The organism is Cellulomonas fimi (assembly GCF_012952065.1).
Taxonomy (GTDB): Bacteria; Actinomycetota; Actinomycetes; order Actinomycetales; family Cellulomonadaceae; genus Pengzhenrongella; species Pengzhenrongella fimi_A.
On sequence record NZ_JABCJJ010000011.1, the window covers coordinates 1 to 26163 of the forward strand.

The window sequence follows — 26163 nt, forward strand, 5'->3', positions numbered from 1 at the left end:
CGCCGCCCAGCGCCGCGAGCGCCGTCGGGTCCAGCCCGGCGAGCGCGTCGGGCGGCGGGGGCAGGAGGTCGCGCAGGGCGGCGGGCGCGCCGGGCAGCGCGAACGGCGCGCCGAGCCCCAGGGTCGAGGGCGTCCGGGTCCGCAGCCACCACGCGGCGTACGACGGCGCGGTGCCCGACAACCCCGTACCCGACGACCCCGTGCTCGACGGCGCCACCCGGTGCCGGTGGTCGCCCTCGGCACGCACCGGGTCGAGGAGGGCGCGGCGCAGGTCGTGGTCGGTGGTGACGTGCCGCAGCACGGCGGGCCAGGCGTCGTCGCGCACGGCGTCGAGGTCCGCGACCGCCGCCAGCTCGCCCACGAGGGCCCCGGCGCCGAGGCGGTCGGCCAGGACGTCGAGGTAGTCGGACCAGCCGTCGAGCGACCGGGTCGCGAGGTCCTCGGCCGTGCCGCCCAGGAGGTCCGCGCCGTCCGGCTCGACGAGCACCTCGGTCAGCCGGACGAGCGCGAGGTGGTCGCGGACGCCGGCGGCGACCAGCACCTCCCGCCCCCAGCGCTCGACCAGCTCGTCCGCGACCGACGCGAGCACGCGGTCGTCGAGCAGCTCCGCGGCCGGCGACCCGGGCAGGACGAGGCCGCGCGCGGGCGTCGGCTCGTCGTCGGCGTCGTGCAGCGTGAGCTCGCCGAGCCACGCCGTCGCCTCCGTGGGGACCTGACCGTCCGCGACGGCGTCGGCGACGAGCGTGAGGACCGCCGTGGCGACCGCCTCGGCCAGGGCGAGGTCGTCGTCGTCCGCGGCCTCGAGCACGGCCTCGCGCACCGCCGGGACGAGCAGGAGGCCGCCGGCCTCGGGCGCCGTCGCGCCGAGCCGTTCGAGCAGCGGGTGCGCGGCGCCCGGGTGCACGAGCCGTAGCCCCCACCGCCCGAGCACCTCGAGCGCCTCGGCGTCGGCGGGCGCTCCGACCGGTCCCGACGAGGGAAGGTGTGCTCCCGGCAGGACGAGTCCGCGCACGCCGCGGACCGTGCGACCGTCCGCGAGCGGGACGGGGATCGCGCCGAGCGCCTCGCGGACGAGCGGGTCGCCGGCCGACGCAGCGAGCGCCGCGTACAGCTCTCCCCAGCGCTCGGGCTCACCCGCGGCCGGCAGCTCGGCGACGACGTCCGCGAGGTCGCGCACCTCGACGCCCAGCATCCGCGCGGGGGCCTCCTGGCCCGGCCCGAGCACGACCAGCCCCGCTGCCCACCGCGCGAGCGCGCCGACCGCGTGCCGGTCCCGTCCGACCTCCCCCGTGATCGCCACGGCACGTCGCGGCTCGATCAGCCGGGGTCCGCGCGTGGCGGCGCGATCGTCACCGTCACCGTCACCGTCACCATCACCATCACCGGCGGCCTCGGGCGTCGTCGTCGCGTCGGGGGCTGGGACCGACCGGGCGGGCGTCAGCAGCGGGGTGGCGGCGAGCGTGTCGACGACCCGTTCGCGGAGCGCGGCGTCGAGGCTGCCCGCAGGCAGGCCGGTCGGGACCAGCGCGAGCGGGTCACGCCCGTCCTGCACGACGGCGCGCGCCAGCTCCGCGTAGACGTCCGCCGCTCGTTCGACCACGGCCTGGGTCGACCGCCCGGGGACCACGTGCCGACGCGACGGGTCGAGCGGGAGGCTCGCGACGAGCAGCGCGGGAAGCGTGGTGCGCTCGTCGGTGGGCGTGGGCGCATGCACGACGCCGCCCCACCGGGTCGCACCGGTCCCCGCGCCGCCGCCCGCCTCACGCGGCAACGCCCACGTGACGCGCCAGTCGCGCGCCGCCCGCTCCTCGACCGGCCGGTCGGCGACCAGCGCGAGCTCGAGCGTGCCCTCGCCGCGCGCGACCAGCCAACGGGCCGCGACGTCGGCCACCCTCCGCTGCGAGCTCTCGCCGGGCACGTCGACCTCGACGACGACCTCGGTGAGCGCCGGCAGGGCCAGCAGCAGCGGGTCGCCGACGTCGCCCAGCAGCGCGCGGACCTCGTCGACCGCCGCCGCGTCTCGCAGCTCGAGCACGACCGCCGTGTCGTAGCCGGACGGCGGGCGGGCGTCGTCGGGCAGCGGCAGGCGCAGCGTCGGGAGGACGCCGTCGCGGCGTCGGGCCTCGTCGGCGAGCTCGGGATGGTCGACGCCGAGCGCCGCCAGCTGCGCGGTCGCCTCGGCGAGCGAGAACCGGACCGCCCCGGTCGTGGACGCCACGCGGAGCTCGTCCGCGACCGAGCGCACCGCCGCGAAGCCGACGCCGAAGCGCCCGACGGTCGACGTCGTCGCGCCTGCCCCGCGCTTGGCCGAGGCGCGCAGCGACGCGAGCGACGCGACGCCGTCGGCGTCGAGCGGGGCCCCGGTGTTGGCGGCGGTCAGGACCGTCGTGCCGTCCTGCTGGCACAGCCGGAGCAGCAGGTGACCCGGCACGCCTGCCCTGCTCGCGGCGTCGGCGGCGTTCTGGGCGAGCTCGATGACGACCCGGTCGCGGTAGTACCCGCGCGCGTGGTCCTCCTCGGAGTTGGCGTCCTCGCGGAACCGGGCGGGCGACGCGGCCCACGCCTGCAGGACGGCGGCACGCAGGCCGGCCGTCCCGAAGGCGTCCCGGTTCACGACTCCTGCGTGTCGGGGGTCTCGGCGTCCGTGCCAGGAGTCTCGGCGTCCGTGCCAGGGGTCTCGGCGTCCGCCTCAGGGTTCCGGGCGTCGTCCGCGAGCGCCGGGTCCACGTCGGCCAGCTCCGCGGCGATCTCGTCCGCCGGCGCACTCGCGGTCTCGCTCGGGGCGGGCTCGTCGGGGGCCGCCGGTGCGTCGTCGGCAGCCCGCTCCGGGCCGACGTCGCGCGCCGCCGAGCTCTCGAGCAGCGACACCAGCTCGACGTCGAGCTCGTCGTGCATCGCCGACGGCGCGGGCCAGTCGGACGGGTGCGTGTCGAGGTCCGTCTGCGAGTGCGCGCCGCAGCCGTGGTCGAGGCTGACGACCTTGCCGTCGTCGGGCGACCACTCGTTGGTGCACACCCCGAACAGCTGCCCGAGCTCGCCGCTCAGGGGAACGAGGAACCCGCACGTCTGGCACGACGCGGCCGCCGCGACCGCACCCGGCGTCGTCGGCCCGTGGGCCCCGGCGTACCACCGCTCGGCCGCACGCCGGCGCCCCTCGGGGGACAGCACGCGAGCGCGGGCGAGCGCGAGCTCCTCGATCGCGACGAAGTCCTGCTCCTCGTCGCCCGTGGGCGTGTAGCCGGGCTCGAGCCGCGGGTCGTCGGCACGGAACGGGAGCACGTCACCGGGGCCGATGTCGCCCGGCCGCAGCCGCTCGGACCACGGCACCCACTCGCGCGCCAGGATGGCGTCCGGCCCCGGCAGCAGCTCGCTCTCGCACACCGTCGCGACGCGGGCACGGGGCGCGCGGGCGAGGGTGACCGTCCAGTGCCAGCCTCGGTATCCCGGCGCCGTGCACGCGAACCGGTGGGAGACGAGCCGCTCACCCTCGACGACCACACCGAGGTGGTCACCGACGTGTGCGGGGTTCTCCGCCGCCTCGAGGGCCGCGTCGCGCGCGAGGTCGAGCGCGGACGTCAGCACGGCGTCCTTCGTCGCGGTCGCCATGGATCAGACCTCGAGGCTGTCGGCGACGGCGCGCAGCAGGGACGCGTACTTCTCGCCCTGGGCCTTGTCGGGGTAGCGGCCGCGGCGCAGGTCGTTGCCCACGCGGTCGAGCACCTTGATGAGGTCCTCGACGATCACCGCCATGTCCTCGGCCGGCTTGCGCGCCGCCTTCGCGACGGACGGGATGGGATCGAGGACTTTGACGGACAGCGCCTGCGGGCCGCGCCGCCCGTCAGCCACCCCGAAGTCGACCTTGGTGCCCGGCTTCGGCGCGGTGACGCCGGCGGGCAGCGCGGAGGCGTGCAGGAACACCTCGTCACCCTCGTCGCTGGCGATGAAGCCGAAGCCACGCTCGGTGTCGAACCACTTGACCTTGCCGGTGGGCACTGGAACCTCGGAGACGTCGTCGGGACAGGCAGAGGTGGACAGTTTATCGGTCCCGCGGTCGCCCGGGCCCCGCCACGCGTGGACGGGCCGCCGTGGCGTTCGTGTCGGTGGCTGCGGGCACGATCCCGCCATGCCTCCCGAGCTCCTCGTCCCCGACGACTACCCGCTGCTGCTCGCCGAGCTCAAGGAGGCGGTGCGCACCACGCGGGCGGTCGCCCGCAGGGCGGTGAACACCGAGCTGCTGGGGCTGTACTGGCGCATCGGTGAGGCCATCCGCACCCGCCAGGACGCCGAGGGGTGGGGTGCCAAGATCATCGACCGGCTCGCGCTCGACCTCCGCGCGGAGCTCCCTGCGATGACCGGCCTGAGTCGGGCCAACCTCTACCGGATGCGGGCGTTCGCAGGCGCATGGTCGCTCGCGGAAGCTGTCGCACAGCCTGTGCGACAACTCCCCTGGGGACACGTCGTGACCCTTCTGGAGAAGGTCGACGACCCCGCCGTCCGCGACTGGTACGCCGCCGCAGCCGCAGAGTTCGGTTGGTCCCGCAACGTCCTGCTGAACCAGATCATGTCCCGGACCCACTCCCGCGTCGGCACCGCCGCCTCGAACTTCGGCGACCGGCTTCCCGCGCCGCACTCCGATCTCGCGCAGCAGATCGCCAAGGACCCGTACGTCTTCGACTTCCTGGACCGGCGAGGTCGCCGAACGGGACCTCGAGCAGGGACTCATGGACCGCCTCGTCGACACCCTGCGCGAGTTCGGCACCGGGTTCGCTTTCGTCGGCCGCCAGGTGCGCTTCGACGTCGACGGCGACGAGTTCTTCGTCGACCTGCTCTTCCACGTCACCCAGCTCCGATACGTCGTCGTGGAGCTCAAGACCGGGCCGTTCAGGCCCGAGCACACCGGTCAGCTGGGCTTCTACGTCGAGCTCGTCGAGGATCGGCTGCGCCAGCCCGCCCACCAGCCGACCGTCGGGATCCTCCTGTGCACCGGGCACAACGGGACCACCGTGCGGTACGCGCTCCGCAGCACTGCCGCGCCGATGGCCGTCGCCACCTTCTCCTACGACGAGCTGCCTGCCGACGAACGCAGCGCTCTGCCGTCCGAGAAGCTGGTGGTGCACGCACTGACCCGCGCGGTGCGGGCGCCCGAGCGCCCGGAGCGCTAGACCCGCCCGACCAGCACCCGGGCGGCACTCCAGCGACGACCGCCCGGCGCGTACCGTTGTGCGGATGGCCACCTTCAGCGAGCACCTGCGCTCGCGCAGCGACGCCGAGCTCGTCGCGCTGCTCGAGCGGCGCCCTGACCTGGCCAGTCCCGCCCCGTCGACGCTCATGTCCCTCGCCGCGCGGGCCACGAGCCGGTTCAGCCTCGAGCGCGCGCTCGCCGGCGTCGACGCCTCCGTGCTGCAGGTCCTCGAGGCGGTCGTCGCGCTCCATGAGGTGCGGCCTGCGGTCACGCCCGACGACGTCGCGTCGGCGGTGGGCGCCCCCGTGCCCGACGCCGTCGCGCACGCCGAGACCTTCGCCCTGCTCTGGACGGACGCAGGGGCCCTGCACCCCTCGCCCGGCCTGGGTGAGCTGCTGGGGCCCTACCCCGCGGGTCTCGGCCCCGCGCTCGGCGCCGGCCGACCCGCACCGCCCGACCCGGCGACGCTCCTCGCCGACGCCCCGCCGGGTGCCCGCGAGATCCTCGACGCCCTCACCTGGGGCCCGCCGGTCGGCCGCCTCCCGGCTCTCACGTCGACCGGCCCGCGCGCCGCGGTCGACTGGCTCGTGGCCCGCGGCCTGCTCGTGCCGACCGACGCGGCCACCGTGATCCTTCCGCGCGAGATCGCCCTCGCCCTCCGAGGTGGCCGCACGCACCGCGAGCCCGCCGTCGCCGAGCCGCGCCCCACCGGCTCGACGCACCCACCGGCTCTCGTCGAGGCCGAGTCCGCCCGTGCGGCGCAGGAGATCGTGCGGCTGGTCGCGGCGCTCGTGCGCGAGTGGGAGCTCGCGCCCGCGCCGGTCCTCCGCTCGGGCGGGCTCGGCGTGCGGGAGCTGCGCCGGCTGGGCACGCGCCTCGAGGTGGACGATGCCGGCGCCGCCCTGGTCGTCGAGCTCGCCGGCGCCGCGGGTCTGATCATCGACGACGGCGCGGAGCGTCCGTCCTTCGCCCCGACGCTCGAGGTCGACGACTGGCTCGACGCCGAGCTCCCCGACCGCTGGGCCACGCTCGCGACGGCATGGCTCACGACCACGCGCGCCCCCTGGCTCGTCGGCAGCCGCGACGACCGCGGGGAGCTGCGCGCGGCGCTCGACCCCGAGCTGGTCCGCCCGTGGGCGCCGCGCCTGCGCCGCGCGGTGCTCGAGGTGCTCGCGGGCCAGCAACCGGGCACGGCGCTCGACGCCGACGCCGTCACGGCCGTCCTGCGGTGGCGCACGCCACGGTCCGTCCCCCCGCCGGCGGCCGTCGCCGCGACGCTGCGCGAGGCCGGCGCCCTGGGGCTGCTCGGGGCGGGGGCGCTGGCCGAGCCGGGGCGCGCGGTCCTCGCGGCGATCGCCGACGACTCCGCCACCACCGGCTCGCCCACCCACCGGTCCCCCGCCGACGCTCTCGTCGCCACCCTGCCCGCCCCGGTCGACGAGATGCTCGTCCAGGGGGATCTGACCGGGATCGTGCCCGGCCGCCCGACCCGCCAGCTCGCCGAGCTGATCGAGCGCACGGCACGCGTCGAGTCGCGCGGCGCCGCGGTCACGGTCCGGTTCACCGCGGAGTCGGTGCGCGGCGCGCTCGACGCGGGGCACACCGCCGACGACCTGCTGGCCGCCCTCGCAGCGCATGCGAGGGGCCCGCTCCCCCAGCCGCTCGAGTACCTCGTCCGCGACGCCGCCCGACGCCACGGGCGCCTGCGCGTCGGCGGGGCGCTGGGCTACGTCCGCTCCGAGGACCCGGCGCTCCTCGCCGGCCTGCTCGAGGACCCCGCCCTCGCCCACCTCGGCCTCACCCGGCTCGCCCCGACGGTCCTCGCCGCGCAGGGCACGCCGACCGCCCTGCTGAGCGCCCTGCGCGACCGCGGCCTGGCGCCCGCGAGCGAGACGCCCGAAGGGCACGTCGTGCACGCCGGCCCGACCGTGCGCCGGGTCCGGGCCTCGACCCGCCGACGCCGCGCCGCGGGTGGCGTCGTCATCCCGCCCCACGCCGCGCCGTCGGGCACGCGCGCCGGCACCGCCGCCGAGACGACCGCGGACCGGCTCGCCGCGCTGGTGCCCGCCATGCGCCGCGCGGAGGAGACGGCTCAGGCCGAGCGCGCGACCCGTGCGCGCGAGCTGGCAGCCGAGCCGCCACCGTCCGGGCACGCGCGGCGTCGGCCGGGGGCGCCCGGCGGCGACCTGGGAACAGCCGACCCCGTCACCGCGTTGGCCACCCTGCGGGAGGCGGCCGACGCCGGGCGCGAGGTCTGGCTCGAGATCGTCGGCCCGCAGGGCACACCGCAGGGTCGGCGGGTCCGCCCGGTCCGGGTGGACGCCGGCCGCGTGCGCGCGATCGACACCGCGCGTGACGCCGAGCTGACCGTCGCCGTGCACCGCATCGCCCGTGTGACCCCGATCGACCCCGCGCCCGCCCAGCCGGCGGGCACCAGGTCCGACGCGCCCGAAGCCGACGCGCAGAACAGAGAAGGAACCCCATGACGGATGGCCCGCTGATCGTGCAGAGCGACAAGACGCTCCTGCTCGAGGTCGACCACGACCGGGCCGACGCGTGCCGGCGCGAGATCGCTCCCTTCGCGGAGCTCGAGCGCGCGCCCGAGCACGTCCACACCTACCGCCTCACGCCGCTCGGCCTGTGGAACGCGCGCGCCGCGGGCCACGACGCCGAGCAGGTCGTCGACGTGCTGCTCGAGTACTCGCGCTACCCGGTGCCGCACGCGCTGCTGGTCGACGTCGCCGAGACCATGTCCCGGTACGGCCGCCTCCAGCTGGTCAGCCACCCGGTGCACGGGCTCGTGCTGCACGCGCTCGACCGCGCCGTGCTCGAGGAGGTGCTGCGCTCCAAGCGCACCGCCGGCCTGGTGGGGCAGCGGCTCGACGGGACGGACGTCGTCGTGCACCCGAGCGAGCGCGGGCACCTCAAGCAGGTGCTGCTCAAACTCGGCTGGCCCGCCGAGGACCTCGCGGGCTACGTCGACGGCGAGGCGCACGCGATCGACCTCGACACGACCGACTGGCACCTGCGGCCGTACCAGGAGCACGCGGTCGAGAGCTTCTTCCACGGCGGCTCGGGCGTCGTCGTGCTGCCGTGCGGGGCGGGCAAGACGCTCGTCGGCGCGGGTGCGATGGCCCGCGCGCAGACGACCACGCTGATCCTCGTGACGAACACCGTCTCCGCGCGCCAGTGGCGCGACGAGCTGGTGCGGCGCACGAGCCTCACCGAGGAGGAGATCGGCGAGTACTCGGGCGCGCGCAAGGAGATCCGCCCGGTCACGATCGCGACGTACCAGGTGCTCACGACCAGGCGGAAGGGCGTCTACACGCACCTCGAGCTGCTCGACGCCCGCGACTGGGGCCTCATCGTGTACGACGAGGTCCACCTGCTGCCCGCGCCGATCTTCCGCATGACGGCCGACATGCAGGCGCGCCGCCGCCTCGGCCTGACCGCGACGCTCGTGCGCGAGGACGGCCGCGAGGACGAGGTGTTCTCCCTCATCGGGCCCAAGCGGTTCGACGCGCCGTGGAAGGACATCGAGGCGCAGGGCTACATCGCGCCGGCCGACTGCGTCGAGGTGCGCCTCACGCTCCCTGACCGCGAGCGCATGCTCTACGCGACGGCCGAGCCGGAGGACAAGTACCGGCTCGCGGCGTCGGCGTCGGGCAAGAACCGGATCGTCGAGCAGCTCGTCGCGAAGCACGACGGCGAGCCGACGCTCGTCATCGGCCAGTACCTCGACCAGCTCGAGGAGCTCGGCGAGCACCTGGACGCGCCGGTCCTCACCGGTTCCACGAGCGTCCCGGAGCGCCAGCGGCTGTACGACGCCTTCCGCAACGGCGAGATCACGAAGCTCGTCGTGAGCAAGGTCGCGAACTTCTCGATCGACCTGCCCGAGGCGTCGGTCGCGATCCAGGTCTCCGGGTCGTTCGGCTCACGCCAGGAGGAGGCGCAGCGCCTCGGGCGCCTCCTGCGACCCAAGGGCGACGGGCGCACCGCGCACTTCTACACGGTCGTCGCGCGCGACACCGTCGACCAGGAGTTCGCGGCGCACCGCCAGCGCTTCCTCGCCGAGCAGGGCTACGCGTACACCATCGTCGACGCCGAGGACCTGGTTCCCGACACGACGGACTGACGCGCGGACCGGTGCACGACGGCGGCGAACCCGCTCGCGATCGCGCGTCCGGCCGACCCCAGGTCGTCCGCACGCGCGTCGAACGCGTCGAGGACCGCGCCGGTGTCCACGCCGTCGTACTGGTCGGCCCACGCCCGCAGCGTCGCGCGGCCGGCCTCGGGGTGGAACTGCACGCCCCACGCCGTGCCGACGCGGAACGCCTGGTACGGGTACATCGCGCTCGCGCCGAACCACGCCGCCCCCCGGGGCAGCTCGACGATGGCGTCGGCGTGCATGCTCGGCGCCGGGGTCGTCCCGGCGGCGGCGCACGCGCCGAGCACCGGGTCCTGGGCCGCGCCCGGCCGCCAGCGCACGTCGACGATCCCCGACTCGCGGCCGGGAGGGGCCGCGACCTCCACCCGGCCGCCGCACGCCACGGCGAGGAGCTGCGCGCCGAGGCAGATGCCGAGCGTCGGGACGCCCGCCGCGACCGCCGCCGCGAGCAGCGAGCGGGTCGCGGGGAGCCAGGGCGCGACGTCGTCGGCGTAGGCGTTCGTGTGGCCGCCCAGTACCAGCAGGCCGTCGCCGACCTGGGCCGGGTCGGTCGGGACCGGCCGGCCCTCCCAGGCGCGCACGGTCCGCAGCTCGACGCCCTCGAGCCAGCCGGCGAAGCGGTCGAGCGGGACGTCCGCGTCGTGCTGGACGACCGTGATCACGGGCGTGCGGGTCGGGGCGACGGGTGCCTGCTCGGGCATGGCGTCCTCTCCTGGTGGCCGGGGGTACCGGTCAGTACGGGTCAGTCGGAGAAGGTACCTGGTCCTGCGTCGGGTCCGGATCGCCCGGGAGTGGGTTTTCCCCGGACTTTGCCGCGGCCGCGCGCAGGTTTGCCACGCGACGGAGCGGAGGAGAGGATCAGCGGGTGATTCCCGCCGCGCACGCCCGGTCGACCGCCCTGCCGCGCCGAGGGGTCCGGCTGCGGCCCACGCAGTTCGGCGCGCTGACCACCGCGCTGACCACCGCGCTGCTCGCGCTGCTGGTCGCCGTGGGGGGCGCGGCCACGCCCGCCTACGCCGTGCCACCGGCCGACCTGGCCGACGACCTGGTCGATGACGCCGGCGTCATCGGCGGCGACGCCGGCGACGTGCGCGCGGCGCAGCAGTCGCTGCGGGACGCGACCGGGCTCCAGCTGTTCGCCGTGTTCGTCGACAGCTTCGACGGGATGGACGGGGCCACCTGGGGGCGCGAGACGGCGAACCTGTCCGGCCTCGGGCAGGAGGACGTCGTGCTCGCCGTCGCGGTCGAGGACGGACGGTACGGCCTCGTGCTGTGGGAGCCGGGCCCGATCAGCCCGCAGGACCAGTCGACCATCCGGTCCCGCGTCCTCGAGCCGCGGCTCAGCGCCGGCGACTGGGCGGGCGCGGTGATCGACACGGCCGGGGCGATCGAGGAGGCCGCGACCGGCGGCGACGTCGGCGGCGGGGGTGGCGGCGGCGGCCAGGGCGGCGGGGGTGGCTCGGGTAGCGGCGGGTTCCTCACGTGGCTGCTGCTCGGCGCGGTCGCGATCGGCGCCTTCCTGCTGTTCCGCACGTTCCGCAGGCGCGGCAAGGCCGGCGCCCCCGGCGAGGGCGGGCCCGGCGGCCCGCGCGGCCCCGAGCAGGTCGACACCGCGACGCTCGACCGCCAGGCCAGCACCGCGCTCGTCACGCTCGACGACGAGCTCCGGGCCTCGGAGCAGGAGCTGGGCTTCGCGCAGGCGCAGTTCGGGCTCGAGGCCACGCGGCAGTTCGCCGAGGTGCTCGAGGCGGCCAAGGCGGACTCGCTCACGGCCTTCGGCATCCGGCAGCAGCTCGACGACGCGGAGCCCGAGACGGAGCCGCAGCGCCGGGCGATGCTCGGCCACATCATCGAGCTGTGCACGCGCGCCGACGCCGCGCTCGACCGGCAGAAGGAGTCGTTCGACGAGCTCCGCGACCTGCACGCCCGTGCCCCCGAGCTCATCGACGGCACCGAGCGCCGCGCGACCGAGGTGCAGGCGCGCGTCCCGGCGTCCGAGCAGGCGCTCGCCGAGCTCGCGCAGACCTACCCGCCGACCTCGTTGGCGTCGGTCCGGGACAACCCCCAGCAGGCCGCCCGCCTGCTGGCCGGCGCGCACGAGGCGGTGGCGCAGGCCCGTCAGCATCTCGCCGCGGACGACCGGGGCGAGGCCGTCGACGCGGGTCGAACGGCCGAGAACGCCGTCGCGCAGGCCGCCAGCCTCCTCGAGGCGGTCGACCGCGCGGGCGAGGAGCTCGCGACCGCGTCGGCGACCATCGCGTCGGGTATCGCGTCCCTCGGCTCGGACCTCGACGACGCCGCGCGGCTCGCGCCGGACGACCCCGCGGTCCGCGCGGCCGCGGCCCGTGCGACCGAGGTGCGCAACGCCGCGCGTGCTGCGGGCCCGGGCAGCGACCCGCTCCAGATCGTGCGGGACCTGCGCGACGCCGAGGCCGCACTCGACAAGGCGCTCGAGCCCGCACGGACCCAGGCCGAGCACGCGGAGCGGGCCCGGCGCCAGCTCACCGAGGCGCTCGCCGCCGTCGGCTCACGCGTGCGCGCGGTGGGCGACTACATCGAGACCCGGCGGGGCGCCGTCGGGCCCGAGGCACGGACCCGGCTCGCCGAGGCGCAGCGCCTGCTCGACCACGCGCACCGGCTCGTCCGGTCGGACCCGGTGCAGGGCCTCGAGGCCGTGCGTCGCGCCGAGCAGCTGGCGGCGCAGGCGCAGGGCATCGCGCAGCAGGACGTCGAGGAGTTCGAGCGCAACCGGTTCGGTGGACCGCACGGCGGCGGCGGGTTCGGCGGCGGGTCCAACGCCGGCAGCCTGATCCTCGGTGGCATCCTCATCGACAGCATCCTGCGCGGTGGCGGCGGTGGCGGGTTCGGCGGCGGCTGGGGTGGCGGCGGTGGGGGCGGCGGCGGCTTCGGCGGCGGCGGCGGGGGGTTCGGCGGCGGGGGCGGCGGCTTCGGCGGCGGAGGTGGACGCTTCTAGACCGACACCAGGGGCTCGACCACACCCAGCGCGACGCGAGGCTGCGGCTCGACGCAGACTCTGCACAAGGCCCGGCACGACGACGGAAGGTTCAGGTACCACCATGACCGAGAAGCAGACGATCCTGGGACGCATCAGCCAGCTCACCCGCGCCAACATCAACGCGATGCTGGACCGCGCCGAGGACCCGCAGAAGATGCTCGACCAGCTCATCCGCGACTACACGAACAGCATCGTCGAGGCCGAGAGCGCCATCGCCCAGACGATCGGGAACGTGCGGCTCGCCGAGCAGGACCACGCCGCCGACGTGGCCGCGGCCCAGGACTGGGCGAACAAGGCGGTCGCGGCCTCGCGCCGGGCCGACGCGCTGCGCGCCGAGGGCAACACCGCCGACGCCGACAAGTTCGACAATCTGGCGAAGGTCGCGCTCTCCAAGCAGATCGGCTTCGAGCAGGAGGCCAAGGACGCCGAGCCGATCATCGCCTCGCAGAACGAGACGGTCGAGAAGCTCAAGTCCGGGCTCGCGAACATGAAGGACAAGCTCCAGGACCTCAAGCGCCGCCGCGACACGCTCGTCGCGCGCGCCAAGAGCGCCGAGGCGCAGTCGAAGGTCCAGGACGCCGTCGGGTCGATCAACGTGCTCGACCCGACGAGCGAGGTCGCCCGCTTCGAGGAGAAGGTGCGCCGCGAGGAGGCCCGCGTCGCGGGCCAGGCCGAGCTCGCGGCGTCGACCCTCGACGCGCAGTTCGAGGAGCTCGAGGACCACTCGGTCGACGTCGAGGTCGAGGCGCGGCTCGCCGCCCTGAAGAGCGGCAACGCCTGACCCTCACCACAGCACCACCGCAACGTCCGCACTCCGTGGGGCCAGGGCCCCACGGAGTGCGGACGTTGCGGGTGGTTGTGGGCGCCGCGGGTCTGCAGGCGGCTCCCAGCGAAGTCTCAGCCTTCGTGCTCACACTGTGCTCATGAGGAGCGCGACCACCCGGCCCGAGGCGCGGCTCGTCGTCGTCGACGACGAGCCCAACATCCGCGAGCTGCTCGCGACGTCGCTGCGGTTCGCGGGCTTCGAGGTGCACGCGGCGGGGGACGGCACGAGCGCCATCAAGCTCGTGCGCGACCTCGACCCGGACCTCGTCGTGCTCGACGTCATGCTGCCGGACATGGACGGCTTCACCCTGACGCGCCGACTGCGGGAGAAGGGCCAGCACGTGCCGGTCGTCTTCCTCACGGCGCGCGACGACACGTCCGACAAGGTCACCGGCCTCACGGTCGGCGGTGACGACTACGTCACGAAGCCGTTCAGCCTCGAGGAGGTGGTCGCCCGGATCCGCGCGGTGCTCCGCCGCACCGGCGCATCGCCGGACGACGCCGACGACGCGACCCTGCGCTACGCCGACCTCGAGCTCGACGACGACAGCCACGAGGTCCGCCGCGCCGGTCGGACGATCGAGCTCTCCCCCACCGAGTTCAAGCTGCTGCGCTACCTCATGCTCAACGCCGGCCGCGTGCTGTCGAAGACGCAGATCCTCGACCACGTCTGGCAGTACGACTGGGGCGGCGACGCGAACATCGTCGAGTCCTACATCTCGTACCTGCGGCGCAAGATCGACACCAGGTCCGCCGACGCCGACCCCGACGACGCACCGCCGGCCCCTCTCATCCACACGAAGCGAGGGGTCGGGTACGTGCTGCGGCTGCCCCCGGGGTCCGCGTGAGCGTGTCCGAGCGCGTCGGCGGCCTGCCGCTGCGCGCCCGCATGGTCGCGATCATCACGGCACTGCTCGTGCTCGGCCTCGGGCTCGCCGGCGTCACCACGCTGACCCTGCTCGGGCGGTCCCTGGTCGACCAGATCGACGCCCAGCTGGGTGCCTCCGCAGCCCAGGCGGCCCAGCAGGCGTGGGACGGCTCGGAGCGGCTGCTGCGTGGCGACCGTCGCCCGAGCGACTACTACATCCAGGTCGCGACGGCCGACGGGAGCGTCGTCCAGGTGTTCCACACGGTCGCCTCCGTGCAGGCCGGGGCCGCCCCGGACCTCCCCACGCTCACCACCCGCGAGGTCTCCGCGCTGCGCGGCGAGCCGTTCACCGTCCGCAGCGCCGACGGGCGCACGCGGTGGCGCGTCGTCGAGCTCGGGCTCGTCAACGCGCAGTCGCTGCTCGGGTCGGTGGCCGTCGCCCTCCCGCTCACGGCCGCCGACGCCACCATGGCGCAGATGCGCTGGGCGCTGCTCGGGATCGGGATCGCGGTCGTGGCGCTCGGCGCCGTGGCCGGGCACCTCGCGGTCCGGCGGTCCCTGCGACCCCTCCGCGAGATCGAGGAGACCGCCGCGACGATCGCCGCCGGCGACCTGTCCCGGCGGGTGCCGACCGCGCCCGGGACCACGGAGGTCGGCCGGCTCGGGGCCGCGCTCAACTCGATGCTCGCCCAGATCGAGCAGGCGTTCGCCGCGCGGGCCGCGTCCGAGGAGCGCATGCGGCAGTTCGTCGCCGACGCCTCGCACGAGCTCCGGACGCCGCTCGCGACCATCCGTGGCTACGGCGAGCTCTACCGGATGGGTGCCGTGACCACGAAGCCCGAGGTCGACGACACCCTGCGCCGGATCGAGGACTCCGCGCACCGGATGGGCCGCCTGGTCGAGGACCTCCTGCACCTCGCCCGTCTCGACGACGGCCGCCCGCTGCGCTCCGAGCCGGTCGACCTGACGGTGCTCGCCGCCGACGCCGTGAGCGACCTCCACGCGCTCGACGCCGGCCGCCCGATCCGGCTCGAGTCACTGGTCGCGGGAAGGCCGGTGACGCCCGTCGTCGTGCTCGGCGACGAGGACAGGCTCCGGCAGGTGCTCGCGAACCTGACGGGCAACGTCGCCCAGCACACGCCGTCGGGCACGGCCGTCGAGGTGGCCGTGGGCGTGGCGGACGCAACGGGGGCGGGCGACGGCGCGGACGCGGGTGGAGTCAGCAGCGTGGCGGTGCTGGAGGTCCGCGACCACGGACCCGGGATCAGCCCCGAGCACGCCGCTCGCGTGTTCGAGCGGTTCTACCGCGTGGACCACTCGCGCACACGGGAGACAGGCGGCGGCGCGGGCCTGGGGATGGCGATCGTCGCGGCGATCGTGGGCGCCCACCGGGGGACCGTCGAGGTCGCGCCGACCCCGGGCGGCGGCACGACCGTGCGGGTGAGCCTGCCGCTCGCGACCCCGGTCGGCCCGTCACCCGACACCGGCCCGGACCGCAGCGGCGCCGCGACGACCCCACCTGCTGCCCCGCCCGCCGCCCCACCTGCTGCTCCACCTGCTGCTCCACCTGGTGCCCCACCCGCTGCTCCAACGACCCGACCGGCCGACGGCGTCGCGCAACCACCACCCCCGCACCGTCCAGCCGGCTCCAGGCTAGGATGACGGTCTTTGCCCGCCTGTTCGGAGATCTGGTGAGGGAAGGCCATGGGCGTCATCGACGCGCCGCAGTGGTTGGTGTCCGCGTGGGTACGCACCTGCGTCGGCGCGGGGGCGACCGCGTCGCCCGACGAGATCCGCGGAGTCGGTGAGCGGCTGATCGAGCGGTGGTCCGGGCCCGGTCGGCACTTCCACGACCTGAAGCACCTCGCGGACGTGCTCGCGCGGGTCGACGAGCTGGCCGAGGAGACCCACCAGCCCGAGGTCGTCCGACTGGCCGCGTGGTACCACGGCGCGATCTTCGACGCGGCCGACACTGCGGCGTACGCCAACCGCGGTGGGGAGGACGAGGTCGCGAGCGCCGAGCTCGCACGGGCCGAGCTGGTCGGGCTCGGCGTGCCCGAGGACCGGGCCCAGCGGGTGCACGACCTCGTGATCGCGCTGCGTCGGCACGCGTCCGACCCGAGCGACTTCGACTGCGCGGTGCTCTGCGACGCCGATCTGGGCGTGCTGGCGAGCGAGCCCCAGCGCTACAAGGCGTACCTGCGCGACGTCCGCGCGGAGTACTCGCACCTGCCCCTCGAGCACTACGTGCGCGCGCGGATCCGGATCCTCACCAAGCTGCTCGGGCGCTCGGCGCTCTTCCTGAGCCCCCTCGGTGCCGCGTGGGAGGAGCCCGCACGGCAGAACGTCTCCGCCGAGCTCCAGCGACTGCAGAAGGAGCTCCTCGCCATCGAGCAGTCGGGCGAGACCTCGCCCGAGCCGCTCCCGGGCGACGGGGCGGCGCCCGAGCCGCCCCCGGGCGACGGGGCCGCGCACGACGGTGACGGAGCGTCGGATCGCCGGGACCACCAGGGCGCGCCGTCCGCCTGATCGGGTCGACCGCAAGCCCGCGCGAGGTCCTGCGGCCTCACGCTGCGGGGCGGCGTCGAGCACCCGCCCCCAGGCCGCCGTCGGTCGCGCCCCCTCCCCAGCGCCACAGTGCCCGACGTCGCGCGGCCGGGTCGGACACCTAGCGTCGCCTTCCTCGACGACGACGGAGGAACGATGAGCAGGTACGAGGTCGACAGCACCCAGGTCGCGAACGCGGCAGCCGCGGTCCGGGGATCGACAGCGGCCATCCGCAGCGAGGTCGCGGCGATGATGCGGCACCTCAACGAGCTCCAGGACAGCTGGCGCGGCGGTGCGGCGACGGCGTTCGGGTCCGTGATCGCCGACTGGGCCGCGACCCAGACACGGGTCGAGCAGTCGCTGGACCAGATCACGGCAGCCCTCGGCGCCGCCGCGTCGACCTACGCGGACGCCGAGGCGCAGGCGGCGCGACTCTTCGGCCGCTGAGCGCCGGCTCCCGATGCGGCGGTGGCGGTCGTGGGCCCCTCGAGGCCGCGTCCGGTCCGGTGCCCGGGCTCGGTGGCAGCGACGTCGAGAAGGCCTGTGGCTAGCCTCGGGGGATGGCTGTTCTGGTCGACCCTCCGCTGTGGCCCCGGCACGGGCGGCTGTGGAGCCACCTCGTGAGCGACACGTCGCTCGAGGAGCTGCACGCGTTCGCCGCGGCGGCGGGGATCCCTGCCCGAGGGTTCGACCGCGACCACTACGACGTCCCTGACGAGCAGCACGACCGCCTCGTCGAGCTCGGCGCCGTGCCTGTCGACACCCGCGAGCTCGTGCGCCGGCTGCGCGCCTCGGGCCTCCGCGTCCTCGCCCGCGACCGCTGACGCAGGCTCGTGCGGCAAGCCGTCAGCGGGGACCATCGTCGCTGGTCGAGGACCGTCGTCACGCCAGCAACCACCCACGCAGCACGGCGGGCCGGCCACCCGAGAGGTGACCGGCCCGCCGTCGTGCGTCGTCGTGCTGGGGGCGAACCCCTGATCAGTCGATCAGAAGTCCATGCCGCCCATGCCGCCGCCGTCGCCGCCGCCCATCGGGGCCGACTTCTCCGGCTTGTCGGCGATGACCGCCTCGGTCGTGAGGAACAGCGCCGCGATCGAGGCTGCGTTCTGCAGCGCCGAGCGCGTCACCTTGACCGGGTCGTTGATGCCCGCGGCCAGCAGGTCCTCGTAGTCGCCGGTCGCGGCGTTCAGGCCGTGACCCACCGGGAGGGAGCGCACGCGCTCCGCCACGACGCCGCCCTCGAGCCCGGCGTTGATGGCGATCTGCTTGAGCGGGGCGTCGATCGCGAGCTGCACGATCCGCGCACCGGTCGCCTCGTCGCCCTCGAGCACGAGGTCGGCGAACGCCAGCTTGCCGGCCTGGATGAGCGCCACGCCACCACCGGCGACGATGCCCTCCTCGACGGCCGCCTTGGCGTTGCGCACCGCGTCCTCGATACGGTGCTTGCGCTCCTTGAGCTCGACCTCGGTCGCCGCACCGGCCTTGATGACGGCGACGCCGCCGGCCAGCTTGGCGAGGCGCTCCTGGAGCTTCTCGCGGTCGTAGTCCGAGTCCGAGTTCTCGATCTCGGCACGGATCTGGCTCACGCGACCGGCGATCTGGTCGGCGTCGCCGCCGCCCTCGACGATCGTGGTCTCGTCCTTCGTCACGACGACCTTGCGCGCGGTGCCGAGCACCTCGAGGCCGACCGTGTCGAGCTTGAGGCCGACGGTCTCCGAGACGACCTGACCACCCGTGAGGATCGCCATGTCCTGCAGCATCGCCTTGCGGCGGTCGCCGAAGCCGGGCGCCTTGACGGCGACCGAGCGGAACGTGCCGCGGATCTTGTTCACGACGAGCGTGGCCAGGGCCTCGCCGTCGACGTCCTCGGCGATGATGATGAGCGGCTTGCCGGCCTGGATGACCTTCTCCAGGAGCGGCAGCAGGTCCTTCACCGTGGAGATCTTCGACTCGACGAGGAGCACGTAGGCGTCCTCGAGGACGGCCTCCTGGCGCTCCGGGTCGGTGACGAAGTAGCCGGCGAGGAAGCCCTTGTCGAAGCGCATGCCCTCGGTCAGCTCGAGCTCCAGGCCGAGAGCGTTGGACTCCTCGACCGTGATGACGCCTTCCTTGCCGACCTTGTCCATGGCCTCGGCGATCAGGTTCCCGATCGCCGGGTCACCGGCCGAGATGCCCGCGGTCGCGGCGATCTCTTCCTTGGTCTCGATGTCCTTCGCGGCCTTGAGCAGCTGCTCGGTGACGGCCTCGACGGCCTTCTCGATGCCCCGCTTGAGGGCGATCGGGTTGGCGCCGGCGGCGACGTTGCGCAGGCCCTCCTTGACGAGCGCCTGGGCGAGCACGGTGGCGGTGGTGGTGCCGTCTCCCGCGACGTCGTCCGTCTTCTTGGCGACCTCCTTGACGAGCTCGGCGCCGATCTTCTCGAACGGCTCCTCCAGCTCGATCTCCTTGGCGATGCTCACACCATCGTTGGTGATGGTGGGGGCGCCCCACTTCTTGTCGAGCACGACGTTGCGGCCCTTCGGGCCGAGCGTGACCTTCACGGCGTCAGCAAGGGCATTCATGCCCCGCTCCATGCCGCGACGGGCCTCCTCGTCGAAGGCGATGATCTTGGCCATCGGTGTGTGTTCCTCCGCTGTGGCTGGTGGTGGGCCGGCTGATGCCCGCGACGGACGGCTCGGGGAGCGACGGTCATGTCCCGTCCCTGCCCGCACCTCACCGGTCGGCCCGATGATTCTGTCACTCTCAGGTGAAGAGTGCTAACCCCATGGTTAGCACTCTGGGGTGGCGAGTGCAAGCGTCGGCCGGCCCGCGCACCCCCTCCACGCGCGGGCGTCCGTCGCGTTTCGCTGCGGGTGGAACGCGCCGCATACCCTGTCGCGATGAACGTCCCGACCCGCGAGGTCGACACGGGGTCCGAGCCCGGCCCGGCCCCCGCTCCCGGCTCCCCCGACGAGCCGCACCCGGCTGCGCCCGACGACGCGGCCGGCCCGGCGTCGTCGGGCACCGGACGGCTCCCGCGTCGGCCGCGCCGCGGTCGCTGGGGCCGCCGAGCGGTGACCGCAGCGGTCACGCTCACGATGATGGCGTACCCCTTCCTCCTGACCGACCCGCGCTCGCCGCTGGCGAACGCCGGCGAGCCCGCCTACATCCGCCTGTACTCCAACGGGATCGGCCTGGGTCCCGACGGCGCCCCCGAACTCGTCGCGACCGGATCGACCCCGCCCTACCTCGCGGGCAGCCGGGTCCTGGATCCCGGTCCCGACGACCCCGCCGCACAGGCGGAGGCGCGCGCCCTCGCGGCCGAGACGCAGGCCTGGCTCGACGCCGGCACGATCCCCGGGGAGGGTGGCCCCTACGGCGACATGGTGCGCGACGCGCTGCTCGACATCCGTGCCCTCCTGCTCGACGACGGCGCCTCGGTGGCCGGCTGGTCCGCACGCTGGCGGTACGTCTGGCCGCGCGATGCCGCGTTCGTCGCCGCGGCGCTCGCCACCACGGGGCACACGGAGGAGGCGCTCGACGTCCTCGGCTTCCTGCGGCGCGTCCAGCACCGAGACGGCTCGTTCGAGGCGCGCTACCTGCCCGACGGCTCGGGCCCGCCGGACGACCGCGGCATCCAGACCGACGGGACCGGATGGGTGCTGTGGGCGACGGACAACGTGGTGCGTCAGCTCGACCCGGGTGACCAGGCCGACGCCGTGCGGCGCCTGCGCCCCCTCGTCGACCGCTCGACCGCCCGCGCGCTCGAGCTCACGGACCGGCGCGGGACCTTGCCGCCGCCGTCGAGCGACTACTGGGAGGTGGGCGAGTCCCGCGTGACGCTCGGCACCGCGGCGCCCCTGCTGAGCGGGCTCGAGGCGGCGGGCAGGCTGTACGGCGTCCTCGCGGCGGGCGGCACCCCGACCGCCGCCGCCGACGCGGCCCGGGCCGCCGAGGCCACCGCCGAGCGCGCCGCGCAGCTCCGCGCCGCGATCGAGCGCGAGTTCGCGCCACGCTTCGCGCGGTACACCGACGGCCGCGAGCGCGACGCCGCGAGCGCGTTCCTCCTGCCCCCCTTCCAACCGACACCGCTCACGGGCGCCCTCGACGCCTGGCGCGCGTCCGCGGCCGAGATGGCGCGGCCGGCGGGCGGTCTCGCCCCTGGCGCGGGGTGGAAGGACGACGGCATCTCGTGGACCCCCCAGACGTCGCTCTACGCGCTCACGGCCGCCACGGTCGGGGACACGGACGCGGCGCGCGGGTGGCTGACGTGGATCGACTCGCACCGGACGCCGTCGGGCGCGATCCCGGAGAAGGTGCTGGCGGACGGCTCACCCGCGGCCGTCGCGCCCCTGTCGTGGAGCGCCGCGAGCGTCGTGCTCGCGGTGGCCGAGCTCGAGCGTCACGGCGTGTAGTCGTTCTCGAGCACGACCTCGATGCCGTCGACGTCGCCGTCGAGCTCGACCGTGTCGATCCCGAGCTCCGCGGCCGCGGCGCGCGCGGTGACCTCGAGCTCGGACGACCCGTACCGGACGGTCGACGAGGGTAGTGTCCCGCCCGTGTAGTTGGCCGCGCTCACGGCCTCCCACCCGGCGTCCTCGAGGACCCCGGCCGCCGAGGCGGCCAGACCGGAGCGCGACGTGGAGTTGTAGACGACGACGGCGGTGCCGAGGTCGGGCTCGGGCTCAGGCTCCGGCGTCTCGACAGGCGGCGGAGGGGGCGGCGGTGCCGTGGTCTCCTCCGGGGCGGCGCTCTCGGCCGGAGTCTCCGCAGGCGTCTGCGCGGGTGCGCTGCTCTCGGTCGACGCCGTCGCTGGCGGGTCCGCGGCGCGAAGCTCGAGCCAGGACGAGACCGCGCCGTACGCGAGCACCGGCACGACCACCAGCACGAGCAGGAACGGCCACGCCTTGCTCCACCCGGAGCGCGGCGCGCGGTGCACCCCCCGGGGTCCGGAACCGGGCTCGACGAGGTCGAACTCGTCGGGCGCGTACGGGTAGGGGGCCTTGCTCACGGCGGACAGGCTAGCCCGTCCGGAACGGGTCTCAGGCGTCGACACCCAGGCGCCGGGCGCTGCGCGCACGCTGCCGCGACGCGCGCATGCGGCGCAGCCGCTTCACCAGCATCGGGTCGTGCGCGAGAGCGGCCGGGGAGTCGATGAGGGCGTTGAGGACCTGGTAGTACCGGGTGGCCGACATGTCGAAGAGCTCGCGCACCGCCTGCTCCTTGGCGCCCGCGTACTTCCACCACTGACGCTCGAAGGCGAGCACCTGCTGGTCGCGCTCGGAGAGCTGCTGCCCGATCGTCGCGCCCTGCTGCTCACGTGGCTGCTCACGTGCCCTCGTCGCCGTGGCTTCCATGCGTCCTCCTCGCTCACCGGACCCGTCGGGCCTCGTCGCCGTTTGCGGGCTCCGGCCATCGTACGGACGAACAACACCGGTGTCATTCCCCCGCGGCGGGCCGGGCCCCTGCCGGTACTGTCCCGGGCGTGGACCGCGCACCCCTCGCCGATCTCGTGGCACCCGACTGGGCCGCTGCGCTCGCACCCGTCGAGCCGCAGCTCCGCGCCCTCGGCGACTTCCTGCGCGCCGAGGTCGCGGCCGGTCAGGGCTACCTGCCGGCCGGCGACGCCGTGCTCCGGGTGTTCGCCCGACCGCTCGCGGACGTCCGCGTGCTCGTCGTCGGGCAGGACCCCTACCCGACGCCAGGTCATCCGATGGGCCTGTCCTTCTCGGTCCAGCCGGACGTCCGGCCCGTGCCGCGCTCGCTGGCGAACATCTTCACCGAGCTGAGCGCCGACGTCGGCCTCCCCACCCCGTCGAGCGGCGACCTGTCACCCTGGGCCGACCGCGGCGTGATGCTGCTCAACCGCGTCCTCACCGTGCGGCCGGGCGCCAGCGGCTCGCACCGCGGCCGGGGGTGGGAGGCCGTGACGGACCGCGCGATCGCCGCGCTCGTGGATCGCGGCGGCCCGCTCGTCGCGGTGCTGTGGGGGCGTGACGCGCAGGCGCTCGCCCCGGCGCTGAGGTCGACGCCGATCGTCGCGAGCGTGCACCCGAGCCCGCTGTCCGCGCACCGCGGGTTCTTCGGCTCGCGACCGTTCTCGCGCGTCGACGCGCACCTGGCCGCCCAGGGCGCCGCCTCGATCGACTGGACCCTGCCCTGACCTCGTGCCCGTCGCCGATCTCCTGAGCGCGGCCCACCTGTCAGGACCACGTGACGCCCCCGACTCACGCGACGTGCGACAACTCGCGCAGAATGGGGCCGTGACCGCGACGCAACCTGCCGGTGAGACCGCCGATCCCCCCCGCTGGACCCGCTACATCGCCCTGGGCGACTCGTTCACCGAGGGCCTGTGGGACCCCGACCCCGAGGACGCCACCCGGTGCCGCGGCTGGGCGGACATCCTCGCCGCGCGCCTCTCGCTCCGACGCACGACGGCGGGGCTGCCGCCGCTCGAGTACGCGAACCTCGCGATCCGTGGTCGGCTGCTGCGGCCGATCCTCGCGGACCAGGTGCCCGCGGCCCTCGAGCTGCGTCCCGACCTGGTCTCGCTGATCGGTGGCGGCAACGACATCCTGCGCCCCGCCGTCGACCTCGACGCGATGGCCGGGTCGCTCGAGACCGCGGTGGAGCGGCTGCGCGGAGCCGGCGTCGACGTGCTGCTCGGCACGGGGGTCGACACGCGCGACAGCCCGATCGTCCGCCGCACGCGCGGCCGCGTCGGCGTCTACAACGCGCACCTCTGGTCGATCGCCCGTCGGCACGGCGCGCACGTCCTCGACCTGTGGGGCATGCGCTCGCTGCGTGACTGGCGCATGTGGGCGGACGACCGGATCCACCTGACGACCGACGGCCACGACCGCGTCGCCCAGGCGGCGCTCGTCGCGCTGGGCCTGGTGCCCGACGACGTCGCGTGGGACGACCCGCTGACCCCCCTGCCGCGCGTCCCCCGGCTCCAGCAGGCCCAGAAGGACGCCGAGTGGTTGCGCACGCACGTGTACCCGTGGGCGACGCGGCGACTCCAGGGCCGCTCGTCGGGCGACCTGCGCGTGCCCAAGCGGCCCGAGCCACGCCCCGTCGACTGAGCCGTCAGCCCAGCAGGACCACCGCGAGCCCCTCGATGTCCGCAGCGGGCACCTGACCGCCGTCGTGCAGGTGCAGCACGGTCGGCGCCTCGCGCACGACCCCCGTCGCGCGGCCCAGCGCCCGACCCTCGGCGCCGGTGAAGGTGACGCTCACGGTCGCGCCCCGGCAGTCCTCGGGGGCGGAGACGCGCGCGGCGCTGACGCCGTAGCCGCCGAGCTCGGCCACGTAGTCGACGGAGTACTCGACGGAGAGGTCGTCGACCGTGCAGTCGACGCGGTCGAGCGCAGCCGCACCGGCGAGCAGGTCGACCTCGTCGCCTGTCACGGCATACCGGAACCCGAGCGCGGCCAGCGCGACGAACGCGCCGGACAGCAGACGCCGGCCCCAGACATGTGTGCGATCCATCGCCACGGTGATCTCCTCATCCCCGCCACGGGATCGATCCCGCCGCGGAGCACCTGACGTCCAGATCGGCGGCGGTCAGGGGCGTGTGAGGAGTGGGGTCGCCGAGGCGAGCCGGTCACCCGAACGCCAGGGCGCCGCTCAGCCGCACCGCTGGGAGTCGATGGTCGAGCCGCCCGACGACTGCGCCTGGATCCCCAGCGACGAGACCGGCGCCGACGCGGACACCGTCCGGCTCCAGGTGCGCTCGCCCCGGAACCGCAGGACGGGCAGCTCCGTCCCCGTCGAGACGAAGCACAGGTTCTCGCTGGTGAACCGCGACGGGTACCAGGGTGCCTGCCAGACTGTCCCGGGCACCGGCCAGCCGGGGAAGGCCTCCTGCCCCGCCGGCGTGGGGATGCCGGTCGCGGACAGGTCGATCGTGGCCTCCCACACGAACGGCGTCGGGGAGCTGGTCCGCACCACGAGCCTGACCCGGTACCCGCTGCCCCAGTAGAGGTACCCCGCCCACCCGTCGAGGACGACCTCGCACGTCGCGGTCACGGCGGGGTCGACCGGCCGGCACGTGCCGAGGGGCGGCGGACCGTAGGTCCACGTCGCGGGGACGGGCCACGCACCGAGCACCACGTTCGCGCGCAGGTCCGCCTCCGGCCGGAAGCCCGGGGACCCGGTCAGCGTGACGGACCCGCCCGCCGCAGGGACCGTGCCCTGCGCGGTCAGTCGCGCGGGGCTCGTGGCAGCCGCGGCCGGGTCCCACACGCGCACGACGACGGGACGTCCCGCGCAGGCCGCGTCGATGCCGCTCAGCACGACCGACGTCGTCGTGCCCGAGGTCGTGGGCGTCGTGGCGGCCACCGCGTCGTCGCAGCGCGTGACCGTCGAGGCGCTGAACGACGGGCGCCCCGCGAGGGTGAGCTGGGCCGCGCTCGCGCCGCTCGGCAGGAGGAGCGCGGCGACCAGCAGCACGACGGCGACCGCCACGCTCCTCACGGCTCCTCCGCTCGGGTGGTGGTCGGGCCGTCGTCCGCGGCTGTGACGTCGGGAGCATCGTCGTCGGCCTCGTCACGGCGCGGCCAGACCAGGAGCGCGACCGCGAGCGCGATGACCGAGAGCCAGACGACCGGGCTCGTGAGCGCCGCCGCGGCGATCCCCACCCGGGGCAGGTGCAGGCGTGCGGTGCCGAGCACCTCCTCGCCGCGCGGCGTGAACGGGTCCACGAAGTCGTTGTTGTCGCCCTGGAGCTCCCAGCCGGACGCCTCGTCGCCTCCGATCACGCGGTGGATGATGCGCGCGCCACCCGTCGACCCCGGCTGGTAGACCATGACGTCGCCCACCCGGGGCTCGCCGCACCGCGACACGACGAGGTCGCCCGTCGAGTACGTCGGCTCCATCGACTGCCCCGACACGATCGTCAGGGTGGTGCAGCCCCCGAGGCTCGACGGCCAGAGCAGCCACCCGGCGACCAGCGCCGCGACCACGAGGACCGCGTTCCCGAGCACGCCACGGAGCCGGCGCGGGAGTCCCGCGCCGGCGTCCGGCCGCACCCGGTGAGGTGCGTGGTCGATCGTGATGGCGTGCTCGAGCGGACGCGTCGCGTCAGCTGTAGATGGTGAGCGAGACCTGCTTGATGCTGTCGACCTGGGCCGTGTCGAGGCCCGAGATGTCGACGAAGAGCGACGAGGTCGTCGCCGGCGCCACCACGGCGGCGACCGTGCCCGCCTTCTCCGGGACGACGGGCTGGTTGGCCGCGGTCAGTACCGAGACCTTGTAGCTCTTGCCCGAGCAGGCTGCCTGGATTCCCGAGAGGTCGATCTGCGCCGACTTGTAGGCCGCGCCGACCCGCACGGGCGCCGCGAACGTCACGGGGATCGCAGTCGTCTGGCAGTCACCGTTGACGACGGCGGTCGAGCCGGCCTGCAGCGTGCCGGCGGTCGGGCCGGTGAGGTTGAGCTGCGCAGCGGACGCCAGCGACAGCCCCGCGATGCCGACGAACGCGAGGCCGAAGGCCAGGCCCTTGCGAGTGGTGGAGGACTTCTTCGTTGCCATGCTCTCTTCTCCCGAGGTACGCGCCCGAGCGGGCGGCGGGGCGC

General features: G+C 75.0%; 24 protein-coding genes and 1 pseudogene. 14 read left to right on the plus strand and 11 right to left on the minus strand.

Going from position 1 to position 26163, the window contains the following annotated elements:
• The 3 genes from HIR71_RS08700 to HIR71_RS08710 form a co-directional block, all read right to left on the minus strand.
• On the minus strand, positions 1–2614 hold a 2614-nt coding region (locus HIR71_RS08700), incomplete at its 3' end, for a sacsin N-terminal ATP-binding-like domain-containing protein (protein WP_169324673.1).
• A complete protein-coding gene (locus HIR71_RS08705; protein WP_169324674.1) occupies positions 2611–3606 on the minus strand; it encodes a DUF3027 domain-containing protein in 996 nt (331 codons plus the stop codon). The genes HIR71_RS08700 and HIR71_RS08705, both read right to left, overlap by 4 nt.
• Positions 3607–3609: 3 nt before the next feature.
• Positions 3610–3993, minus strand: a complete 384-nt coding sequence (locus HIR71_RS08710; protein ID WP_169324675.1) for a cold-shock protein — start codon at positions 3991–3993, stop codon at positions 3610–3612.
• Positions 3994–4123: 130 nt separating this feature from the next.
• Here HIR71_RS08710 and HIR71_RS17450 point away from each other — a divergent pair.
• The 4 genes and pseudogenes from HIR71_RS17450 to HIR71_RS08725 form a co-directional block, all read left to right on the plus strand.
• Positions 4124–4522 (plus strand): annotated as a pseudogene (locus HIR71_RS17450) (DUF1016 N-terminal domain-containing protein); the annotation flags it as partial.
• A 199-nt stretch (positions 4523–4721) separates the two neighbouring features.
• On the plus strand, positions 4722–5162 hold the full coding sequence (locus HIR71_RS17455; RefSeq protein ID WP_311836190.1) for a PDDEXK nuclease domain-containing protein: 441 nt from the start codon (positions 4722–4724) through the stop codon (positions 5160–5162).
• 64 nt (positions 5163–5226) lie between these two features.
• Positions 5227–7668, plus strand: coding sequence for a helicase-associated domain-containing protein (locus tag HIR71_RS08720; RefSeq protein WP_169324676.1), 2442 nt, complete (start codon positions 5227–5229; stop codon positions 7666–7668).
• A complete protein-coding gene (locus HIR71_RS08725) occupies positions 7665–9317 on the plus strand; it encodes a DNA repair helicase XPB (protein WP_169324677.1) in 1653 nt (550 codons plus the stop codon). Before HIR71_RS08720 ends, HIR71_RS08725 begins: the two co-directional genes overlap by 4 nt.
• On the opposite strand, the gene HIR71_RS08730 is transcribed toward HIR71_RS08725, so the two are convergent.
• On the minus strand, positions 9263–10051 hold the full coding sequence (locus HIR71_RS08730; RefSeq protein WP_169324678.1) for a type 1 glutamine amidotransferase: 789 nt from the start codon (positions 10049–10051) through the stop codon (positions 9263–9265). The two genes, HIR71_RS08725 and HIR71_RS08730, sit on opposite strands and share 55 nt — an antisense overlap.
• A 164-nt stretch (positions 10052–10215) precedes the next feature.
• On the opposite strand from HIR71_RS08730, the gene HIR71_RS17180 reads away from it, so the two are divergent.
• From HIR71_RS17180 to HIR71_RS08765, 7 genes are all read left to right on the plus strand, one after another.
• Positions 10216–12324, plus strand: coding sequence for a TPM domain-containing protein (locus HIR71_RS17180; RefSeq protein WP_211373972.1), 2109 nt, complete (start codon positions 10216–10218; stop codon positions 12322–12324).
• A 103-nt stretch (positions 12325–12427) separates the two neighbouring features.
• Positions 12428–13147, plus strand: a complete 720-nt coding sequence (locus HIR71_RS08740; RefSeq protein ID WP_169324679.1) for a PspA/IM30 family protein — start codon at positions 12428–12430, stop codon at positions 13145–13147.
• Positions 13148–13289: 142 nt separating this feature from the next.
• A complete protein-coding gene (locus HIR71_RS08745) occupies positions 13290–14039 on the plus strand; it encodes a response regulator transcription factor (protein ID WP_169324680.1) in 750 nt (249 codons plus the stop codon).
• Complete coding sequence (locus HIR71_RS08750) at positions 14036–15721, plus strand: sensor histidine kinase (protein WP_311836191.1); 1686 nt, start codon at positions 14036–14038, stop codon at positions 15719–15721. The genes HIR71_RS08745 and HIR71_RS08750 overlap by 4 nt, the downstream gene beginning before the upstream one ends.
• Positions 15722–15763: 42 nt before the next feature.
• Positions 15764–16588: an HD domain-containing protein gene (locus HIR71_RS08755; protein WP_169324681.1), complete on the plus strand. Its 825-nt coding sequence runs from the start codon at positions 15764–15766 to the stop codon at positions 16586–16588.
• Positions 16589–16762: 174 nt separating this feature from the next.
• Positions 16763–17053, plus strand: a complete 291-nt coding sequence (locus HIR71_RS08760) for a WXG100 family type VII secretion target (protein WP_169324682.1) — start codon at positions 16763–16765, stop codon at positions 17051–17053.
• Positions 17054–17166: 113 nt separating this feature from the next.
• Positions 17167–17430 (plus strand): DUF4031 domain-containing protein, encoded by a 264-nt coding sequence (locus tag HIR71_RS08765; protein WP_169324683.1) that lies wholly within the window; start codon positions 17167–17169, stop codon positions 17428–17430.
• A 162-nt stretch (positions 17431–17592) separates the two neighbouring features.
• Here the strand turns inward: HIR71_RS08765 and groL are convergent, their stop codons facing one another.
• Positions 17593–19221, minus strand: coding sequence for a chaperonin GroEL (groL, locus tag HIR71_RS08770; protein ID WP_169324684.1), 1629 nt, complete (start codon positions 19219–19221; stop codon positions 17593–17595).
• 264 nt (positions 19222–19485) lie between these two features.
• On the opposite strand from groL, the gene HIR71_RS08775 reads away from it, so the two are divergent.
• Positions 19486–21000: a glycoside hydrolase family 15 protein gene (locus tag HIR71_RS08775; RefSeq protein WP_169324685.1), complete on the plus strand. Its 1515-nt coding sequence runs from the start codon at positions 19486–19488 to the stop codon at positions 20998–21000.
• Here the strand turns inward: HIR71_RS08775 and HIR71_RS17460 are convergent.
• Both HIR71_RS17460 and HIR71_RS08785 read right to left on the minus strand, forming a co-directional pair.
• Positions 20988–21596, minus strand: a complete 609-nt coding sequence (locus HIR71_RS17460) for a LytR C-terminal domain-containing protein (RefSeq protein ID WP_169324686.1) — start codon at positions 21594–21596, stop codon at positions 20988–20990. The genes HIR71_RS08775 and HIR71_RS17460 overlap by 13 nt on opposite strands.
• Before the next feature lie 31 nt (positions 21597–21627).
• A complete protein-coding gene (locus HIR71_RS08785; RefSeq protein WP_169324687.1) occupies positions 21628–21942 on the minus strand; it encodes a DUF3263 domain-containing protein in 315 nt (104 codons plus the stop codon).
• Between the two features lie 128 nt (positions 21943–22070).
• Here HIR71_RS08785 and HIR71_RS08790 point away from each other — a divergent pair, with 128 nt between their 5' ends.
• Both HIR71_RS08790 and HIR71_RS08795 read left to right on the plus strand, forming a co-directional pair.
• On the plus strand, positions 22071–22748 hold the full coding sequence (locus HIR71_RS08790; RefSeq protein WP_169324688.1) for a uracil-DNA glycosylase: 678 nt from the start codon (positions 22071–22073) through the stop codon (positions 22746–22748).
• 100 nt (positions 22749–22848) lie between these two features.
• On the plus strand, positions 22849–23670 hold the full coding sequence (locus HIR71_RS08795) for an SGNH/GDSL hydrolase family protein (RefSeq protein ID WP_169324689.1): 822 nt from the start codon (positions 22849–22851) through the stop codon (positions 23668–23670).
• 4 nt (positions 23671–23674) lie between these two features.
• Here the strand turns inward: HIR71_RS08795 and HIR71_RS08800 are convergent, their stop codons facing one another.
• From HIR71_RS08800 to HIR71_RS08815, 4 genes are all read right to left on the minus strand, one after another.
• Positions 23675–24076 (minus strand): hypothetical protein, encoded by a 402-nt coding sequence (locus HIR71_RS08800; protein WP_169324690.1) that lies wholly within the window; start codon positions 24074–24076, stop codon positions 23675–23677.
• A 138-nt stretch (positions 24077–24214) separates the two neighbouring features.
• Positions 24215–25063, minus strand: a complete 849-nt coding sequence (locus HIR71_RS08805; RefSeq protein WP_169324691.1) for a hypothetical protein — start codon at positions 25061–25063, stop codon at positions 24215–24217.
• Positions 25060–25617, minus strand: a complete 558-nt coding sequence (locus tag HIR71_RS08810) for a signal peptidase I (protein ID WP_169324692.1) — start codon at positions 25615–25617, stop codon at positions 25060–25062. The genes HIR71_RS08805 and HIR71_RS08810 overlap by 4 nt, the downstream gene beginning before the upstream one ends.
• 52 nt (positions 25618–25669) lie before the next feature.
• Positions 25670–26119 (minus strand): hypothetical protein, encoded by a 450-nt coding sequence (locus tag HIR71_RS08815; protein WP_169324693.1) that lies wholly within the window; start codon positions 26117–26119, stop codon positions 25670–25672.
• Between the last annotated feature and the right edge of the window lie 44 nt (positions 26120–26163).

What these genes read in the sequence shown, in the direction of transcription:
- HIR71_RS08705 (WP_169324674.1), bottom strand. Translation starts at nt 3,606, where the DNA reads ATGGCGACCGCGACGAAGGACGCCGTGCTGACGTCCGCGCTCGACCTC.
- HIR71_RS17455 (WP_311836190.1), top strand. Translation starts at nt 4,722, where the DNA reads ATGGACCGCCTCGTCGACACCCTGCGCGAGTTCGGCACCGGGTTCGCT.
- HIR71_RS08720 (WP_169324676.1), top strand. Translation starts at nt 5,227, where the DNA reads ATGGCCACCTTCAGCGAGCACCTGCGCTCGCGCAGCGACGCCGAGCTC.
- HIR71_RS08725 (WP_169324677.1), top strand. Translation starts at nt 7,665, where the DNA reads ATGACGGATGGCCCGCTGATCGTGCAGAGCGACAAGACGCTCCTGCTC.
- HIR71_RS08730 (WP_169324678.1), bottom strand. Translation starts at nt 10,051, where the DNA reads ATGCCCGAGCAGGCACCCGTCGCCCCGACCCGCACGCCCGTGATCACG.
- HIR71_RS08740 (WP_169324679.1), top strand. Translation starts at nt 12,428, where the DNA reads ATGACCGAGAAGCAGACGATCCTGGGACGCATCAGCCAGCTCACCCGC.
- HIR71_RS08745 (WP_169324680.1), top strand. Translation starts at nt 13,290, where the DNA reads ATGAGGAGCGCGACCACCCGGCCCGAGGCGCGGCTCGTCGTCGTCGAC.
- HIR71_RS08755 (WP_169324681.1), top strand. Translation starts at nt 15,764, where the DNA reads ATGGGCGTCATCGACGCGCCGCAGTGGTTGGTGTCCGCGTGGGTACGC.
- HIR71_RS08760 (WP_169324682.1), top strand. Translation starts at nt 16,763, where the DNA reads ATGAGCAGGTACGAGGTCGACAGCACCCAGGTCGCGAACGCGGCAGCC.
- HIR71_RS08765 (WP_169324683.1), top strand. Translation starts at nt 17,167, where the DNA reads ATGGCTGTTCTGGTCGACCCTCCGCTGTGGCCCCGGCACGGGCGGCTG.
- groL (WP_169324684.1), bottom strand. Translation starts at nt 19,221, where the DNA reads ATGGCCAAGATCATCGCCTTCGACGAGGAGGCCCGTCGCGGCATGGAG.
- HIR71_RS08775 (WP_169324685.1), top strand. Translation starts at nt 19,486, where the DNA reads ATGAACGTCCCGACCCGCGAGGTCGACACGGGGTCCGAGCCCGGCCCG.
- HIR71_RS08785 (WP_169324687.1), bottom strand. Translation starts at nt 21,942, where the DNA reads ATGGAAGCCACGGCGACGAGGGCACGTGAGCAGCCACGTGAGCAGCAG.
- HIR71_RS08800 (WP_169324690.1), bottom strand. Translation starts at nt 24,076, where the DNA reads ATGGATCGCACACATGTCTGGGGCCGGCGTCTGCTGTCCGGCGCGTTC.
- HIR71_RS08815 (WP_169324693.1), bottom strand. Translation starts at nt 26,119, where the DNA reads ATGGCAACGAAGAAGTCCTCCACCACTCGCAAGGGCCTGGCCTTCGGC.